12 protein-coding genes and 3 pseudogenes are annotated in these 18,030 nt (G+C 70.0%); 9 read left to right on the top strand and 6 right to left on the bottom strand.

Annotated elements, in window-relative coordinates; genetic code table 11:
- Positions 1-18: 18 nt before the first annotated feature.
- Positions 19-798, bottom strand: coding sequence for a GntR family transcriptional regulator (locus ACH4EW_RS19015; RefSeq protein WP_398258265.1), 780 nt, complete (start codon positions 796-798; stop codon positions 19-21).
- Complete coding sequence (locus tag ACH4EW_RS19020; RefSeq protein ID WP_398258267.1) at positions 795-1,337, bottom strand: GntR family transcriptional regulator; 543 nt, start codon at positions 1,335-1,337, stop codon at positions 795-797. The genes ACH4EW_RS19015 and ACH4EW_RS19020 overlap by 4 nt, the downstream gene beginning before the upstream one ends.
- Before the next feature lie 157 nt (positions 1,338-1,494).
- Between ACH4EW_RS19020 and ACH4EW_RS19025 the strand changes: the two genes are divergently transcribed.
- Together ACH4EW_RS19025 and ACH4EW_RS19030 are read left to right on the top strand one after the other, a co-directional pair.
- Positions 1,495-1,896 carry an ATP-binding protein gene (locus ACH4EW_RS19025; protein ID WP_398258269.1) on the top strand — a complete coding sequence of 134 codons (402 nt, stop codon included), beginning with the start codon at positions 1,495-1,497 and terminating at the stop codon, positions 1,894-1,896.
- A 522-nt stretch (positions 1,897-2,418) separates the two neighbouring features.
- Positions 2,419-3,036, top strand: coding sequence for an NUDIX domain-containing protein (locus ACH4EW_RS19030; protein ID WP_398258562.1), 618 nt, complete (start codon positions 2,419-2,421; stop codon positions 3,034-3,036).
- A 2-nt stretch (positions 3,037-3,038) separates the two neighbouring features.
- Here ACH4EW_RS19030 and ACH4EW_RS19035 read toward each other — a convergent pair whose 3' ends face one another.
- Positions 3,039-4,412, bottom strand: coding sequence for a hypothetical protein (locus ACH4EW_RS19035; protein ID WP_398258271.1), 1,374 nt, complete (start codon positions 4,410-4,412; stop codon positions 3,039-3,041).
- A 179-nt stretch (positions 4,413-4,591) separates the two neighbouring features.
- Between ACH4EW_RS19035 and ACH4EW_RS19040 the strand changes: the two genes are divergently transcribed.
- The 6 genes and pseudogenes from ACH4EW_RS19040 to ACH4EW_RS19065 all read left to right on the top strand — a co-directional run bounded on the left by ACH4EW_RS19040 (position 4,592) and on the right by ACH4EW_RS19065 (position 8,757).
- Positions 4,592-5,383, top strand: a complete 792-nt coding sequence (locus tag ACH4EW_RS19040) for a 2-keto-4-pentenoate hydratase (protein WP_398258273.1) — start codon at positions 4,592-4,594, stop codon at positions 5,381-5,383.
- A 74-nt stretch (positions 5,384-5,457) separates the two neighbouring features.
- Positions 5,458-6,267, top strand: a pseudogene (locus ACH4EW_RS19045) (acetaldehyde dehydrogenase (acetylating)); the annotation flags it as partial.
- Between the two features lie 29 nt (positions 6,268-6,296).
- Positions 6,297-7,259: pseudogene (dmpG, locus tag ACH4EW_RS19050) on the top strand (4-hydroxy-2-oxovalerate aldolase); the annotation flags it as partial.
- Positions 7,256-8,194, top strand: coding sequence for a 3-oxoacyl-[acyl-carrier-protein] synthase III C-terminal domain-containing protein (locus ACH4EW_RS19055; RefSeq protein WP_398258275.1), 939 nt, complete (start codon positions 7,256-7,258; stop codon positions 8,192-8,194). The pseudogene dmpG and the gene ACH4EW_RS19055, both read left to right, overlap by 4 nt.
- Positions 8,184-8,291 (top strand): annotated as a pseudogene (locus ACH4EW_RS19060) (phosphopantetheine-binding protein); the annotation flags it as partial. The gene ACH4EW_RS19055 and the pseudogene ACH4EW_RS19060, both read left to right, overlap by 11 nt.
- A gap of 115 nt (positions 8,292-8,406) precedes the next feature.
- Positions 8,407-8,757: a helix-turn-helix domain-containing protein gene (locus ACH4EW_RS19065; RefSeq protein ID WP_398258277.1), complete on the top strand. Its 351-nt coding sequence runs from the start codon at positions 8,407-8,409 to the stop codon at positions 8,755-8,757.
- A gap of 75 nt (positions 8,758-8,832) precedes the next feature.
- On the opposite strand, the gene mfd is transcribed toward ACH4EW_RS19065, so the two are convergent.
- The 3 genes from mfd to ACH4EW_RS19080 form a co-directional block, all read right to left on the bottom strand.
- Positions 8,833-12,363, bottom strand: coding sequence for a transcription-repair coupling factor (mfd, locus tag ACH4EW_RS19070; RefSeq protein ID WP_398258279.1), 3,531 nt, complete (start codon positions 12,361-12,363; stop codon positions 8,833-8,835).
- 350 nt (positions 12,364-12,713) lie between these two features.
- Positions 12,714-15,293, bottom strand: coding sequence for an ABC transporter permease (locus ACH4EW_RS19075; protein ID WP_398258281.1), 2,580 nt, complete (start codon positions 15,291-15,293; stop codon positions 12,714-12,716).
- Positions 15,290-16,078 carry an ABC transporter ATP-binding protein gene (locus ACH4EW_RS19080; RefSeq protein WP_398258283.1) on the bottom strand — a complete coding sequence of 263 codons (789 nt, stop codon included), beginning with the start codon at positions 16,076-16,078 and terminating at the stop codon, positions 15,290-15,292. The genes ACH4EW_RS19075 and ACH4EW_RS19080 overlap by 4 nt, the downstream gene beginning before the upstream one ends.
- A 488-nt stretch (positions 16,079-16,566) precedes the next feature.
- On the opposite strand from ACH4EW_RS19080, the gene ACH4EW_RS19085 reads away from it, so the two are divergent.
- Positions 16,567-17,943 carry an IS1380 family transposase gene (locus ACH4EW_RS19085; protein WP_398258285.1) on the top strand — a complete coding sequence of 459 codons (1,377 nt, stop codon included), beginning with the start codon at positions 16,567-16,569 and terminating at the stop codon, positions 17,941-17,943.
- Positions 17,944-18,030 lie beyond the last annotated feature (87 nt).

Raw genomic sequence — 18,030 nt, forward strand, 5'->3', positions numbered from 1 at the left:
TCCCGTCTTCTGGGATGCTCACTCGGGGGCGAACTCGTACTGCAGCTCGTACAGATGCCCTGCCTTGACCATGACGGTTGCTTCGATGGGCCGCTGCTCGTCACTGAAGACCACGCGCAGCGTCCGGAGCACCGGAAGGTCACCGGGCAGCCGCAGGGTCTGGCACTGCTCCTGGGTGGGAATCCGAGCGGAGACCCGGTCCACGCTGAGCCGTGGCGGATAGCCCAGCTCGGCAAGGAGCGTCGGCGTGCCGCCGGGAATCTTCCGGCATTCCTCCATCGCCGTGCCGCGAGCGATCTCCAGCGGGTAGTACGAGGAGACGAGTTCGGCGGCTTCGTCGTCGATCGTGAGGAGTTGCCGTCGCAGAAGCGCGGTGCCGGACTCCGGGAGCCCCAGCACCTCGGCGACATCCGCGGGCGGCCGGATCTCCGTGATCTCAAGGAGTGTGCTGTGCGCCCGGGAGCCGTCCTTCGCGATCTCTGTCAGCCAGCGGTACGGCTCCCCCGGGCCTGCCGGGGCCATGTACGAGGCCGGGCGGATGGTCCGCTGCCGGTGTTCGCGGACGGTCACCGCGGCGCCTGCCCTGCCGACCACCAGGCGTTCGTCCTTGAGGAGTTGCACCGCCTTCTGCACGGTCGCGTTCGAGGCGTTGAAGCGTTCTTTGAGGTGTGTCGTGGACGGCAGGGCCGCACCGGGCGCGAGATCCCCGCCCATGATCTGGTCCCTGAGATCGGCGGCGATCCGCTCGTGCAGCGAACGGCGGTCGGTGGCATCCGTTTCAGGTCTGGGCACGGTCATCCGATCCTGATCTCGTATCGCAGCTTCTGACGCCGTGGCGGCATCGCCATCACATCGACCTGAATGGGCCGGTCCGCCCCGTCGATGGTGAGCCGGGTCAGTTGCAGCACGGGTTCTCCGGCCGTCAGCCGCAGTTGCTCGCGTTCGTGATCGGTTGCCGACCGCGCGGTCACCTCCTCGCACGCGCGGACACCGACGTACCCCAGGTCCGCCAGCAGCCGGATCGCCCCGCCCCGGATCTTGGCGGTCCCGGCGAGGCCCGTGCCGACCGCGATGTCCAGCGGATAGTACGTGTCCGTCAACTCGCAGGGTTCGCCGTCGAGGTACATGATCCTGCGGCGAGCGATGACGTGCTGCCCGGCGGGTGTTCTCAGCAATTCCGCGACCGCTTCCGGCGGCTGCGTCTCGCCCGCCCGGACGATCCGCTGGCCGCCCCGGCGACCCTCCGCTGCGGCCTCCGCGGCCCACACGTCGCCGCTGGTCCCGGCAGACCCCGCGAGGTACGGCATCGAGGTGCTGCCCCACTCACCGCCGCCCATTCCGACTCTCCCTTCGCCATCGGCCCCTGTACCGGCCTGTCGCATCACACCGTAGGCGAGCCGGGCCCCTCTCCCACAGAGTAAGCCTTGCTGCTTTTCGCGAATAGCAGTACAGTCACCGGCGCGTTACAGCCCGTGAGCAAGGCGGTGCATCACCGTGTCCCTGTCGAAGCAACGACGTTTTCCGCGTACACGCACGTCAGTTGGCGCCTCACGCGACTTTGTCACCGGTGTCCTCGTGGAGTGGGGGCTCCCCTCGCTGGTCGAGGACATAAGGCTCTGCGTCTCGGAGCTCGCCACCAATGCGCTGCTTCACGGCGCGCCACCGGGGCGCGAGTTCTGTGTCGGCCTCCATCGCGGCACGGAGCCGGTGCGGCTGGCGGTCCGTGACAGCGGGCCCGGTCGGCCGACAGCCCAGCACCCCGACGCCGACGCCTGCTCCGGGCGCGGGTTGCGCCTCGTGACCGAACTCGCCGACGACTTCGAGGTCGACCACCACGTCGTCGGCAAGACCGTGTGGGCCGCGTTCAAGAGCCCCGCCGGGCCGCTCGCCCCGTGAGGGCGGCCCGGCCCCGCCGAGTGCGTAAGCGGGGCCGGGGCAACGGGGGCAACTCGGACTACGACCCCAGGATCGTCGTGAGGAACTCCCCCGTCCACGCCAGCAGTTCGCGGCCGACGACCGGTTTGCCGCCGATCCTGCCGGTGGTGGGGCGCGGCCCTCCGCCTTGAAGTCGACGCCACGGGCCCCTTGAGTGCGGCCACATCGAACTTCACGTACGAGCGCGCCTTGGTGGTGCCCGCATCGTAGGTCCCCGATTTCAGCTCGGTCGACGAGACCTGCGAGTCGGGGTAGTTGGTGACCACCCAGGTGTCCGTGCTCGCCGCGAGGGGCCAGGTGGTCGGCCAGTCGCGTCGGACGGCGAGGGACGCGGGTCGGAGTGGGTTCTACGATGGGCCGGTGACCAAGACGCTGCCCCCTGTGGGCATTGGCCTCTTCGAGGCTGAACGGGTCTTGCTGGCCGAAGCTGCGGAGCCGCCGGTGCCGCCCCGGGATGCTGAGGCCCGGGACCGGGTGTGGGACATGGCGGTGCGGGCCAACCCCGCTCTCTTCGACGGGCCTGTGGTGGCGTGTGGGGGGCTGGAGTGGACTGGGCCAGGCGTCCTGCGTCTGTCGTGGGTGCGTGTGACTTACCGGCACTACGCTTTGCGTCGCGTTCCCGGCGCCACTGCGCTGCCCTCGTTGTTCGTGAACGTTGTTCAACCGACTGACGACGGCCGTGTGCTGGTGGCGAGGATGTCGCCCTCTACGGCCGCCCCGGGCCGTTGGCAGCTGCCAGGGGGGTCTGTGGAGCCTCCCCAGGGCGAGGCGGTGCTGGACGAGTCGGCGCTGGCCGGCCAGGCCGCGCGGGAGCTGGTCGAGGAGTTGGGGATCGGCGCGGCTTTCGAGGACCTGAAGCTGTGGGTGGTCACCCGCGGCGAGAACGGCAGTGTCGGCCTGACCTACCTGGCACCGGCCCTGCCCGAGGCAGCGCTGCGTGCGGACTTCACCGCTGCTGCGGCAGCCGAGCGCGCCCAGGGCCGTGAACCTGAACTCGACGGCATCGCCCTGGTGTGCTCACCGGACGAACTGGCCGTTCTGGCCGGTCCGCATGCGGACTACCTGGAGCCGGTCGTCCGCCGTTTCTCCGGGCGCCGCTGAGGTCAGACGCCGGAGAGGAAGTCGCGTCCCCGTTCGTCGAGTTCGGCCACGCACCGCAGGCCACGGGCCCGGAAGCGTGCGAGGTCGCTGCGCATGCGGGAGACCGCCTTGCGGGTGCGGACGGAGCGGACGCCGTCCATATGGTCGATGGCCCGGTGCCAGGTGGTACACGCCTGCTCGATGCTGCCGCGCTTGAGGTGCATCTCGGCGCCCGCGACCAGGTCCAGGGCGACGATCCGCGCGTAGGTATCCGCCGGGCGGGCCGTGGCGGCTAGCGCGTACTGCTCGGCGGCGGCCCGGTGGTCTCCCAGGGTCTCGTGGACCTTGGCGGTGCGGGAGTACACCGATGCGGCCGGCGGGCCCCAGGCCAGCGCCCAGAACGGCACCTCGTCGCCGGGAGCGGCGGTCAGCATGGTGCGGGCGTGTTCGGTCTCGGCGAGGGCCGCGCGGCGTTTGCCGCTCTTGGCCAGGGTGTGGGCGTGGACGACACGGAAGAGGGCTTCGGTCTGGGCGTCGACCCGTCCGTTGGCGCGGTTCAGGCCGGTCTCGGCCAGGCCCAGGCAGTGCTCGGGGCGGTGGAGCTTGAGGCCCTGCATGGCCATCGTGCGCATCACGAATCCGTCGTGCCCGCGCAGGCCGGATTCGGTGGCCAGGGCGTATGACTGGAGGTAGTAGCGCTGGGCGAGTCCCTGCTGACCTGCGTCGTAGCTTTTCCAGCCCTGCAGGTGGACGCCTCGGCTGGCGGCGGAGAGCATCTGCCGACGGACTTCGTCGGTGCGGAACCGGGCCCGGCAGAGTGGGGCGACGTCGTCGCGGAGGTAGGTGACCAGGGCACTGCGGCCGTGTTGTCCGCCGTGGCGTTCGTCCATCTCGGAGAACGCGTGGATCATGTCGCGGACGGCGGCGACTTCGGCCATGCCGACAATGTGGCCGGTGCGGGCGGCCTGGGTGCGGGAGGCGATGTCCTGGAGGTGGCTGAGGGGTAGGGCTGCGGCTGCCACGGAGTAGGCGGAGGTCGTCAGGAAGCGGCGGCGGTCCAACTCGTGCCTCCACATCGGCAGCAGAACATCCAACGGATCGCTCCCGAGGGACAGTCCGATGGTGTCATTTTCGAGCTCTGGCGGGGAGGGCAGGCCGAGGTCGGCGGGGGTCAGCAGGCGGCCGAGGCGCCGGGAGAGCACGACAGCGAGGTAGCGGGGTGTGTCGCCGCGGGGCACGGATCCGCTGAGCCAGTGCTCGACGTTGGACTTGTTCGTGCGTAAGCGTGTGCCGCATTCGGCGGCGACCGCGCAGACCGCCTTGGCCAGCGCCTCGTAGGTGAGGCCGGATTCGGCGACAAGGGCGCTGAGCTGGATGTTCGGCATGCGGGTGGTCATGAGCACCTTTCCGGATATACGCGATATACCGCTTGGCCTGCCCAACACCGTACCGCTGTGCGGCAAGCGCCGGTTGACTCTTCATCAGGCCAGATCCCGGCGGCCCCGCCCCCGGATCTGCTCCTGTGCCCACATCCGCGCACCGCATGTGATGACCCATGCCCCGAGGAGGGATTGCCATGGACGACCAGGAGGATCGCTGGATCGCCGCTTCGGCGTCGGCTCTGCTGGCGGCGGAGTACGAGCAGGTGCCGATCGAGGCGCTGACCGCCCGGCGGCCGGGACTGCCCTTGGCGACGGCCTACCGGGTGCAGAAGGCAGCGGTCGCCCGGCGGATCGCGGGTGGCGCCCGCGTCGTCGGCCACAAGGCCGGGGTGACCTCCAAGGCCATGCAGGAGCAGATGGGCGTCTATGAGCCGGACTCGGGCGTTCTGCTGGACGACATGGTGCTGCCTACCGGCAGCACCATGGCTCGGTCGGTACTGATGCAGCCGCGGGTGGAGGCCGAAATCGCGTTCCGGCTCGGCTGTGATCTGGCGGGCCCGAACGTGAGCGAGGACGAGGCACGGGCGGCGGTGAAGGAGGTGTTCCTCGCCCTGGAGGTGATCGACACCCGGTTCACCAGTTGGCGGATCACGGTCGCGGACAGCATCGCCGACAACGCCTCGTGCGCTCGGGTCGTCACCGGGTCCATGGTGCCGCTGAGTGCGGAGATGGACCTGGCCGCCGAAGCGCTGGTCGTCAGTGTCGACGGCACCGCGGTGGTCACCGGAGCGGGCCGTGCCGTCCTGGGGGACCCGTTCCGTGCCCTGGTCTGGCTCGCCGGTCGGCTCCACCGCTGCGGCGACGGCCTGCACGCGGGGCAGTTGGTCCTGGCCGGGGCCGTGCACGCCAGCCTCCCTCTGGAAGGCCGGAGCACGGTACGCGCCCGCTCTCCGCATCTGCCGCCGGTTGAGCTGCATGTGCGCTGATCCGCGGAGCCCGGCGCCCGCCTGGCTCCGCATTCCTCATACACCACCCCTCCCCTTGGACGAAGGAGCGGCCGATGGCTGCTGATGAACAGCGTCTGCGTGTCGCCGTACTCGGCGCGGGCCTGATCGGGATCGATCTCGCCGACAAGATCCGCCGGTCGGCCAAGCTGGAACTGGCCCTGGTGGCGGGCCGCGACCGGGACAGCCTGGGACTGCGCCGGGCGGCCGATATGGGCCACCCGACCACCGATGGCGGGATTCATGCCGCGGTGGAGGGCGGCCCCTTCGATGTGGTCTTCGACGCCACCAACGCCGACAGCCACCCCGAGCACTGGGCGGCGCTGCGCCCGACCGGCACCACACTGATCGACCTGACCCCCACGGGACTCGGCACGGTCATCGTCCCGGGCGTCAACAGCCACCGGGTGGCGGCCCACCGGTACCTGAACCTCGTCAGCTGCGGCGGGCAGGCGGCCATTCCGGTCCTGCACGCCATCGCCCAGCGCTGCACCCCCACCTACATCGAAGTGGTCTCCACCGGGGCGAGCGCGAGCGCCGGCCGGGCCACCCGCCTGAACCTCGACCAATACATCGCTACCACCTCCGCCGCGATCCGGACCTTCACCGCCACCCCTAACGCGAAGGTGATGGTCAACCTCAGCCCCGCCCGGCCCGCCCCGCCGTTCCGGGTGGCCATGACCGTCCTCGCAGAAGACATCCGTACCGCACCGGTCCGCACGAGCATCGCGACCGCCGCCCAGGCCGTGCGCGCCTACACGCCCGGATACAAGGTGACCTCCCTCGCCGTGACCCCGGGCCGGATCTCGGTCGCGGTGGAGGTGACCGCCTCCGGCAGCCGCCTGCCCCGCCACGCCGGAAGCGTCGACATCATCAACGCCGCCGCTGTCCTGCTCGCCAAGCAGTCGGCCACCAGCTCGATGCCGACCAGCTCCGCGCCTACGCCACCGCCGCGAACGCCGCCAAAGTGCCGGTGGTGGAGGTCGGCCACGGCAACGGCCTGGGCGCCTCCAGCCTCCAGATCGGCCGCGCCGCTCTCGACGACGCCACGATGCTCACCACCGTCCGCGAGGCCCTCACCTCGTCGCGGATGGGCGTCTTCATGGCCCCCGGCTGGGGCACCTCCCATGACCTGGTGGCCGCCGTCCACCACGGCGCCGACATTGTACGGATCGCCGCGCACTGCACCGAGGCCGACGTCACCGAACGCCACCTCGACGTTGCCCGCGACCTCGGCGCCGAAGCCCAGGGCGTCCTGCTCATGAGCCACATGACCGGCCCCGGCGAACTCGCCGAACAGTGCGCCCTGATGGCAACGTTCGGTGCCCAGGCCGTCGGCATCATGGACTCCGCGGGCCACTACCTCCCGGCCGACGTCGCCAAGCGGGTGCACGCCATCGCCGACGCCGTCGACGTGCCGGTCATCTTCCACGGCCACAACAACCTGGGCCTGGCCGTGGCGAACAGCCTTGCCGCCGTGGACGCCGGGGCGTCCGTCATCGACGCGACCGCCCGCGGGTTCGGCGCCGGGGCCGGCAACACCCAGCTCGAAGTCCTCGTGGCCGTTCTCGAACGCCATGGCATCGAGACCGGTATCGGCCTCCGCGAGGTCCTGGCCGCCGCCGACATCGCCGCCGACCGCCTGATGAAGGCCCCGCCGTCCATCGACTCGACTGCCGTGGCCAGCGGGCTCGCCGGGGTGTTCTCCGGCTTCAGACAGCCCGTCCAGCAGATCGCCCGCGCCGAAGGCGTCGACCCCGTCGACCTGTTCCTCGCCCTTGGCGAGCGGCAGGCCGTCGCCGGGCAGGAGGACCTGATCGGTGACGTCGCCCGGCAGCTCAAGGCGGCCACCCGATGACCGCCGCATCCAAAGCCGACGCGAGGGCGGCCGTGGTCTGCGGAGCTGGCGCGGCGCTGCCCCCGCACATCGTCACGAACGCCGAACTGACCGCACGTCTGGACACCACGGACGAGTGGATCCGCTCGCGGACCGGCATCACCCAACGGCATGTCGCCGGAGTGGACCTGTCCACGACCGACCTCGCCGCCCGTGCTGCGGCCCAGGCCCTCGCCGACGGTGAACCGGTCACGGTGGAGGCCGTGGTGGTGGCCACGACCACCCCGGACCGTTGCTGTCCAGCCACCGCACCCGCCGTGGCCACCCGGCTCGGGCTGACCGGCGTTCCCGCCTACGACCTCGCGGCCGGCTGCACCGGTTTCCTCTACGCCCTCGCCACCCTTCCCGACCCCGAGGACCGCACGACCGTCCCGCTGTTCGGTGACGGCGCCGGAGCCGTGGTGCTGCGCCGCGGTAGCGCGGACGAGGCCGGGGCGCTCGGGCCGGTGGTGCTGGGCAGCGACGGAACCGGCGCCGACCTGATCCGGCCCTCCCGCCCCGGCACCCTGCACATGGACGGAGCCGACGTCTTCCGGCATGCGGTCGACCGTATGTCCACCGCCTCCCGCCAAGCTGCCACCGCCGCCGGGTGGGACGTCACGGACATCGACCGTCTGATCCCGCACCAGGCAAACAGCCGGATCACCTCGTTCGTCGCCCGACAGCTCGGTGTCCCCGACGACCACCAGCTCGGCAACGTGGGCGACGTCGGCAACACCGGCGCCGCGTCCATCCCCCTGCTCCTGGCCCGCTCCGCCGCCGACGGCCGCCTGGGGCCCGGACACCGTGCCCTGCTCACCGCGTTCGGCGCCGGACTGACCTGGGGTGCCACCACCCTCACCTGGCCCGACCTCTCCCTCACCCGCCTTCCGGAAGGAACCGGGCATGACCGGTGATCTCATCCGCATCCTGACCGACGACCTCAAGCTGCCCGCCGACCGGCTCACCGACGAAGCCAGCCTCGACCACGCCGGATTCGACTCCCTCGCCGTCGTCGAACTGTCAGTCCTAGACGCTCGCGACCCTCGTCCGCAGCACGACACAGTTCGAGCCCTGGCTGCCCGACCACTTCTAACAACAGCTACGACTGGATCAAGGAGGACAGTCCGTGAACCACTCCCAGTGGAAGACGCGCCGGACCAGGAAGCTCCTGGGAGAGTCGGTCGAGGAATCTTCGGCCTACCAAGAAGCCGGGTATGCATTCGCACTCGGCCAGGCCGTCCACGACCGCCGTATCGAACTCGGCCTGTCGCAGAACAAACTGGCGCGGCGCGCAGGCATGACCCAGCCGCAGATCTCTCACATCGAGGGCGGCGACTCCGTGCCGACCCTGCAGCTGCTCACTCGTCTCGCCAAGGCCCTGGATGCGTCGCTGACCATCGACCTGGACGGCGATACCTCGGCTTTCGTGTTCACTGCGCACGACGGCCGCGAGCCCGATGAAGCGCCCCCGGTGTGACCGCGCGGGCCCGCCCGGATCGCAAGAGGGGAGAGACTGCTCCCGCAGCCTCTCCCCTCGCTCACCCACGGTGGGTCAAGACCCCAGGATCGTCGTGAGGAACTCCCCCGTCCAGGCCAGCAGTTCGCGGCCGACGACCGGTTTGCCGCCGATCCTGCCGGTGGTGGGGCGCGGGACCAGGATCTGGTGGACGGCCGGCTTGATGATCGTCTTCGGGTAGAGGCGCTTCAGGCGAAGCTCCTGCGATTCGCGCAGCTCGACCGGGGCGAACCGGATGTTCGAGCCCTGGAGCACGATCTCGCCGACGCCGCAGGCGCGGGCCAGCATGCGCAGGCCCGCGACCAGGAGCAGGTTCTCGACCGGTTCGGGGAGCTTGCCGTAGCGGTCGGTGAGTTCCTCGCGGACCGCCCTGATGTCGTCCTCCGTGCCGGCGGAGGCGATGGCGCGGTACGCCTGGAGGCGCAGCCGCTCGCCGGGGGCGTAGTCGTGGGGGACGTGCGCGTCGACCGGGAGCTCGATCTTGACCTCCAGGGGCGGCTCCTCCTCCACGCCGCCTTCGAGGGAGGCCCGGTAGTCGGCCACCGCCTCGCCGACCATGCGTACGTACAGGTCGAAGCCGACGCCCGCGATGTGGCCGGACTGTTCGCCGCCCAGGAGGTTTCCGGCGCCCCGGATTTCGAGGTCCTTCATCGCCACGTACATGCCCGCGCCCATCTCGGTGTGCTGGGCGATCGTGGCCAGGCGCTCGTGGGCCGTCTCGGTGAGCGGCTTCTCCGGGGGGTAGAGGAAGTAGGCGTAACCACGCTCGCGGCCACGGCCCACACGGCCGCGCAACTGGTGGAGCTGGGAAAGGCCGAAGTTGTCGCCGCGCTCCACGATCAGGGTGTTGGCGTTGGAGATGTCGATGCCGGACTCGACGATCGTCGTGGAGACCAGGACGTCGAACTTCTTCTCCCAGAAGTCCACCACCACTTGTTCCAGGGCCTGTTCGGACATCTGGCCGTGGGCGGTCGCGATCCTCGCCTCGGGGACGATCTCGCGCAGGCGCGCGGCGGCGCGGTCGATCGACTCGACGCGGTTGTGGATGTAGAACGCCTGTCCCTCGCGGAGCAGTTCACGGCGGATGGCCGCGCCGATCTGCTTCTCCTCGTACGGGCCGACGAAGGTGAGGACCGGATGGCGCTCCTCGGGGGGCGTGGTGATCGTCGACATCTCGCGGATGCCCGTCACGGCCATTTCGAGGGTACGGGGGATGGGCGTCGCGGACATGGTGAGGACATCCACGTTGGCGCGGAGCTTCTTCAACTGCTCCTTGTGCTCGACGCCGAAGCGCTGCTCCTCGTCGACGATGACCAGGCCCAGGTCCTTGAACTTCGTCTCGGAGGAGAAGAGGCGGTGGGTGCCGATGACCAGGTCGACGGAGCCCTCACTGAGCCCTTCCAGGGTCGACTTGGACTCGGATTCGGACTGGAAGCGGCTCAGCGCCCTTACGCTGACCGGGAATTGGGAGTAGCGCTCGGTGAACGTGCCGTAGTGCTGCTGGACCAGGAGGGTCGTGGGTACGAGGACGGCGACCTGCTTGCCGTCCTGGACCGCCTTGAAGGCCGCCCGTACCGCGATCTCCGTCTTGCCGTAGCCGACGTCGCCGCAGATCAGCCGGTCCATGGGGACGGACTTCTCCATGTCCGCCTTGACCTCGGCGATGGTGGAGAGCTGGTCGGGCGTCTCCGCGTACGGGAAGGCGTCCTCCAGTTCGCGCTGCCAGGGGGTGTCGGGGCCGAAGACATGGCCGGGCGCCGCCATCCGCGCCGAGTAGAGCTTGATCAGGTCGGCGGCGATCTCCTTGACGGCCTTCTTGGCGCGCGCCTTGGTCTTCGTCCAGTCGGCACCGCCGAGCCGGTGCAGGGTGGGCGCCTCACCGCCGACGTACTTGGTGACCTGTTCCAGCTGGTCGGTCGGGATGTAGAGGCGGTCGCCGGGCTGGCCGCGCTTGGCGGGGGCGTACTCGACGAGGAGGTACTCGCGGGTGGCGCCCTGCACCGTGCGCTGCACCATCTCGATGTAGCGGCCCACACCGTGCTGTTCGTGGACGATGTAGTCGCCGGTCTCCAGCGTCAGCGGGTCGATCGTCTTGCGGCGGCGGGCCGGCATCCGGCCCAGGTCCTTGGTGGCGGTGCGCTGGCCGGTCAGGTCCGTCTCGGTGAGGACGGCGAGTTTGAGCGCCGGGTCGACGAAGCCGCGGTCGATCGCGCCGCAGGAGACATGGACGAGGGACGGCGAGATCTCCGCCAGGTCCGGGTCGAGGCGGGCGGCGATCCCTTCGCCGCTCAGCACCTCGACGGTACGGGAGGCAAGCCCGTGACCCTCGGTGACGTACACCGTGCGCCAGCCGTCGGCGATCCAGCCCTTGGTGTCGGCGAGCGCGCGGGCGGTGTCGCCGCGGTAGGACTCCGGGGCGTGCATCGCGAGTTTGAGGGTGTCCTCGTCGAGCTCTTCGTCCGCGGCGAACGGGGAGACCGACCACCACATCATCTCCAGCTCGCGGGCCCGGTCGCGGACGTCCGCGATGCCCCACAGGGAGGCCGCACCGACATCGATCGGGGCCTCTCCTCCGCCCGCGGTGGCTGCCCAGGACGCCTGGAGGAACTCCTGGCTGGTGGCGACCAGGTCGGCCGCCCTGGTGCGGACCCGCTCCGGGTCGCAGACCAGCGCCATCGAGCCCTTGGGCAGTACGTCGAGCAGCAGCTCCATGTCGTCGACGAGGACCGGGGCGAGGGACTCCATGCCCTCCACCGCGATCCCCTCGGCGATCTTGCCGAGCAGTTCACCCAGCTCCGGGTGGAGTTCGGCGAGGGCGGCGGCCCGCTCGCGCACCTCGTCGGTCAGCAGCAGCTCACGGCAGGGCGGCGCCCACAGCCCGTGCTCGGCGATCTCCAGCGACCGCTGGTCGGCGATCTTGAAGTAGCGGATCTCCTCGACGTCGTCACCCCAGAATTCCACTCGAAGGGGGTGCTCCTCGGTCGGCGGGAAGACGTCCAGGATGCCGCCGCGCACGGCGAATTCTCCGCGCTTCTCGACCAGTTCGACCCGGGAGTACGCGGCTGCCGCGAGCGCTTCGACCGTCTTGCCGAGGTCGGCGCTCTGTCCGATGCGCAGTGCTACGGGTTCCAGGTCGCCGAGCCCCTTGACCTGCGGCTGGAGCACGGAGCGGACCGGTGCGACGACGACCTTGACCGGGCCGGTCTCCGGGTCGTCCTTGCTCGGGTGCGCCAGGCGCCGCAGCACGGCGAGGCGGCGGCCCACGGTGTCGGAGCGGGGCGAGAGCCGCTCGTGCGGCAGGGTCTCCCAGGACGGGAACTCGGCGATCGTGTCCGGCGGCAGCAGGGTGCGCAGCGCGGCCGCCAGGTCCTCGGCCTCCCGGCCGGTCGCGGTGACGGCGAGCACGGTCCGCCCGGCCTCACGGGCCAGCGCGGCCACGGCGAAGGGGCGGGCGGCGGACGGGCCGACGAGGTCGACATGCATCCGGTGGCCGTCGGTGGCGGCCTTCACCGCTTCGGAGAGTGCCGGGTCACGTACGACGACATCCAGCAGACCGTGCAGGCTCATGAAGGGCTTCCGTCCGGGTAACGAGGGCGAGGTCTGACAGCCGGCTGCTGCCAGGGCAACACGAAGGACCCGACACGTCTCACGGGCCGGGGGTTCCCAGCGTACGACTCCCGTGTGACAGCCGCGTGCGCAATCCGGCTCAGCGGGTCGGATCCGGCACGGCCCGTGCGACGGGCAGGTGCCGGATCCGAAAGCTCTGCCGAGCGCCGACGGTCCGTGCCCCGCACCCCGCGCCGGACGGACCCGAATCCGGCTCCGGAGCGTACGGGCACGGACACGAATCCGGCCCCGGAGTGTTTGGAGGAACACCCCGGAGCCGGATCAGTCATCCTACGTCGTCCGTCCCCTCGCTAATCCGTGGCGATCGCGTTCAGGACGTTCATCCTGCCCGCCCGGAACGCCGGGACCAGGGCCGCGAACAGGCCGACGAAGGCCGAGGCGACGAAGACCGTCAGGATCGTCGGCCACGGGATCTCCAGGACGCCGAGGCCCTCCAGGGCCAGCAGCTTCTGGGCGGCCGTGCCCCAGCCCATGCCGAGGCCGAGGCCGAGCAGGGCGCCGAAGACCGCGATGACCACCGACTCCAGGCGGATCATCCGGCGCAACTGGCGACGGGAGAGGCCGATGGCACGCATCAGACCGATCTCACGGGTCCGCTCGACCACCGACAGGGCCAGGGTGTTCACCACACCCAGCACCGCGACGATGATCGCGAGTGCCAGCAGGCCGTAGACGATGTTCAGCAGCCGGCCGATCTGGTCCCTCAGCTGCTCCTTGAAGTCGGCCTGGTTCCGCACCTCGTACTGCGGGTAGGCGGCGAGGGCGTCCTTGAGGGCGGCGTACGCCTCCTTCTCCTTGCCGTCCGCGGCCTTCGCGAACATGATCACGTCGTCCGGCAGGGCGCCGGCGGGGAGGTGCCGCTCGGCGGTCGCGATGTCGGTGTACATCGCGCCCTTGTCGATGTTGACGTCGTCCGAGGTGATCGCGGCGACCTTCAGCTTCGCCGTCTCGCCGCCCTTGAACGCGACGGTGAGCCGGTCACCGACCTTGACGCGGTGCTTGGTGGCGTACGTCTCGCCGACCGACATGGCGTCCTTGCCGTACGCGTCGGCCAGCTTCCCGGAGACCGTCTCGCGGCGGACGTCGTCCTTGTACGTGGAGTCGGCGGCGACCAGGGCCTTGTCCTCGGTGGTGCCGTCGGGGGCGGTGAGAGAGGCACCGACGACCTTGTAGTCGGTGAAGTGCTCGATGTCCGGCACGGCCTTGAGGGACTTCGCCGCCTGGTCCACGATCAGTGCGCCGCCGCCCGGCTCGACGATGAAGTCGGCGCCGACCGACTTGTCGAGCTCCTCGGTGGCCGAGGCGACCATGGAGGAGCCGACGACGGAGAGGCAGGCGACCAGGGCAAGGCCGATCATCAGGGCGGCGCCGGTCGCTCCGGTGCGGCGCGGGTTACGCAGGGCGTTGCGCTCCGCGAGCCGTCCGACGGGGCCGAACATCCGCAGCATGACCGCGCTCAGCACCCGGACCACGAAACCGGCCAGCAGCGGGCCGATCACGATGAAACCGATCAGGGTGAGGACCACTCCCACACCGAGGAAGAGCGAACCTTCGCTCGACTTGTCGGCCCGCGTCGCGGCGTAGAGCGCGGCGCCACCGGCAAGGGTGAGGACCAGCCCGACCGCGGCCCGGACCCGGCCCGCGCGGCCGTCCGTCGGCGTTCCGGCGTCGCGCAGGGCAGCCATCGGGGAGATCTTCCCGGCCCGGCGGGCGGGGATGTACGCGGCGACGACCGTGACGACGATGCCGAGCGCGAGGCCGACCACCGGGGTCGTCCAGGCGACCGTGAGGTCCTTGGTCGACAGCTCCATGCCCATGGCGCCCATGAGCTTCATCAGGCCGACGGCGAGGCCGACACCGGCGCCGACGCCGAGGACGGAGCCGACGATGCCGAGGAACAGTGCCTCGATCAGCACGGACCGGTTGACCTGCTTGCGGCTGGAGCCGATGGCCCGCATCAGGCCGATCTCGCGGGTGCGCTGGGCGACCAGCATCGAGAAGGTGTTGACGATCAGGAAGATGCCGACGAGGAAGGCGATCCCGGCGAAGCCGAGCATCGCGTACTTCATGACGTCGAGGGAGGAACCCATCGAGTCCTTGCTGGCGTCCGTGGCCTCCTTCTGGGTCTGGAGCTCGTACCCGGGGGTGTCGCCGAGCGCGGTGGCGACGTTCTTCTTCAACTCGGTGTGCGGAACGCCGGATTCGGCGGTCACGAAGACGACGCTGAAGACGTCCGGCGCGCCGAGCAGCTTCTTCTGCGCGGTGGCGGTGTCGAAGTAGAAGGCCGCCGCACCGGGGTTGGTGACCTTGAACGTGACGATGCCACTGATCTTCGTTTCGATGTCGCCGTTGGGAGTGATGGTGCGCAGGGTGTCGCCGAGCTTCAGGTGGTTCTTGTCGGCGGTGTCGGCGTCGACCATCACCTCGGTCGGGCCGCGCGGCACGTGACCGGAGGTGATCTCCATCGAACGCAGGTCGTTCTTCGTCCAGTTGCGCGCGATCGTCGGAGCGCCCGTGGTCGGGCCGATGTTCTTGTCGTGGCTGTCGACGACGGTGACGGAGGTGCTGACGACGGCGCCCTCGGCGTGCCGCACACCATTGGCCCCGGCGGCCTTCTCGACGGCCGCGGCGGGCACCGTGGCGGGCTTGCCGTTCCCCGGGAGCTGGTCGTTCTCCTCGGGGCTCTCGGGCCGGACGGTGACGTCGGCCGCCGTCGCGGCGAAGAGCTTGTCGAACGTGGTGGTCATGGTGTCGGTGAAGACGAGTGTGCCGCACACGAACGCCACCGACAGCAGGACCGCGACGGCGGAGAGCGCCATACGTCCCTTGTGCGCGAAGAAGTTGCGTCTCGATGTCTTCCAGACGGTCATGACGTCCGCCCGCGCGAGTCGAAGTCCTTCATGCGGTCGAGGACCTGATCGGCCGTCGGGTTGTGCATCTCGTCGACGATGCGTCCGTCGGCGAGGTACAGCACCCGGTCCGCGTAGGAGGCGGCGACCGGGTCGTGGGTGACCATGACGATGGTCTGGCCGAGTTCGTCGACCGACCTGCGCAGGAAGCTCAGCACCTCGGCGCCTGCCCGCGAGTCCAGGTTTCCGGTGGGCTCGTCACCGAAGATGATCTCCGGCCGGGCGGCGAGCGCCCTGGCCACCGCGACGCGCTGCTGCTGGCCGCCGGAGAGCTCGGTGGGCCGGTGCTTCAGCCGCTCGGCCAGACCGACCGTCTCCACGACCTGCTGCAGCCAGGCCGCGTCGGGCTTGCGTCCCGCGATGTCCATCGGCAGCGTGATGTTCTCCAGCGCGTTGAGCGTCGGGAGCAGGTTGAACGCCTGGAAGATGAAGCCGATCCGGTCCCGGCGGAGCTGGGTGAGCTTCTTGTCCTTGAGCCCGGTGATCTCGGTCTCGTCGAGATGGATCTGACCCGAGGTCACGGTGTCCAGCCCGGCCAGGCAGTGCATCAGGGTCGACTTGCCGGAGCCGGACGGACCCATGATGGCCGTGAACTGCCCGCGGACGATGTCCACATCGACATGGTCGAGCGCGACGACCCGGGTCTCCCCCGCCCCGTACGCCTTGACGACCTGCCGTGCTCGTGCGGCGACGGCCGTACGCCCTCCAGTGCCCCCGTGCCTGGGAATGGTTACAGCCGTTGTCACGGTTTTTCTCCTATGTCGGTCAGCATTTGAGATGTCGCGGTGTATGCGTGAAGTCTGGTGTTCCGAGGGGGCCCGGCGCCCTGGTGCACAGCGCAGTCTTCGGGTGGGGTTTTCCCCACCTCGCCCGTGGTCGGCCGGGCTCGCGGTACGGCGGCACGCTGCGGAATTACGCTACGGAACGGCCCGTGACCGCCACGTCCTCCGACGGTAGGAACCGCCCCTCGGGTCCGAGTGGGGGCGGCCCTTAAGGGCAGTTCCGCGTTCCGCCCAGGAAGGCGCTGCCCGGAAACATGAGGCGCCCGCCGGGCTCACGGTCGGTTCCGTGGGCCGGCGGGCGCCGGTTGGTGCGGTCGAGTCAGTCCTTAGCCTCGGGCTTTCATGAAGCGGGCTGTCCGACAGGCGGTCAGGAAAGCAGAAAGTGCCTCTGACCAGCAAGAATGAGGATTGTCTAGGTCCTTGTTCTCACTGAAACCAGAGGCACTTCCCAGGTGAAGCACCCTATCGGGCCCTATCCCCGTGTCCGCGTTCAGGGTGACGGCCGTCAGGTCGTCTCACAGGCCGGGTCGGTCCTGCTCGTCGAAACAGTCCGCAAGACCGGCCTTGACCAGGCCGTATCCGCAGCTCTGGCTCCGTGGCGGAAGCCGCGGGCCATCCACGATCCCGGCAAAATTCTTCTGGACGTCGCTCTGGCGGTCGCACTCGGCGGGGACTGCCTCGCGGACGTCGCGATGCTGCGGTGTGAGCCGGCCGTCTTCGGCCCGGTCGCCTCCGACCCGACGGTCTCCCGCCTGATCGACACCCTCGCCGCCTCCGGTGAGAAAGCCCTGCAGGCTATCCGGTCCGCACGGTCCGAAGTCCGCAGCCGTGTCTGGTCGTTGGCAGGAAAGAACGCCCCGGACGCCGATGGGCAGGTCACGGTCGACCTCGACGGCGTCCTCGTGACCGCGCACTTCGACAAGGAGGACGCGGCCGCGACCTGGAAGAAAACCTACGGTCATCATCCCCTGACGGCCTTCGTCGACCACGGCCCTGGCGGAACCGGAGAGCCCGTCGCCGCCCTCCTCAGACCGGGGAACGCGGGCTCGAACACGGCTACCGACCACATCACCACCGCCCAACTGGCCCTGGTCCAGCTACCGAAGAAGTACCGGCGAGGGCGGCGAACGCTGATCCGCACAGACTCGGCCGGCGGCACTCACGACTTCGTGTCCTGGCTCGCAAAGCGTGGCCGGTGGCTGTCCTACTCGGTCGGCATGATGATCACCGGCACCATTCACCAGCACGTGCTGACGATCCCGGCCTCGGCCTGGACGCCGGCCGTCGAGGCCGACGGCAAGGTCCGCGACGGGGCCTGGGTCGCCGAGCTCACGGGCAAACTGCTGGACGGCTGGCCAAAGGGCATGCGGCTCATTGTCCGCAAGGAACGACCGCATCCCGGGGCCCAGTTGAGGATCACAGACGCGGACGGCATGCGGATCACGTGCTTCGCGACCAACACCTCTGACCGGCCGATCGCCGAGCTCGAGCTCCGTCACCGGCTGCGGGCCCGAGCGGAGGACCGGATCCGGGCCGCCCGGTCCACCGGCCTGCGCAACCTGCCCCTCCACCACACCGCGCAGAACAAGGTCTGGCTGGAGATCGTCCAGATCGCTCTCGACCTGCTGGCCTGGATGCCCATGCTCGCCCTGACCGGCAAGGCACGGCTCTGGGAACCCCGCCGGCTGCGGTTCCGCCTGTTCTCCGCGGCCGCCCAGCTCGTCACCACCGGCCGGCGCAGGATCCTCCGCCTCACCCAGCACTGGCCCTGGACAGGTGAGATCACAGGCGCCCACGAACGACTCGCGCTCCTTCCCAACCCGGGCTGACCAGCAGACTTCCCGTCCCGACGACAGCACCACCAGACCCCGGGCAGTGGAACCCGGCGCCCACCCGACGCGACAGTCGGGCCACCG

The organism is Streptomyces sp. NPDC018000 (assembly GCF_044328025.1).
GTDB lineage: Bacteria > Actinomycetota > Actinomycetes > Streptomycetales > Streptomycetaceae > Streptomyces.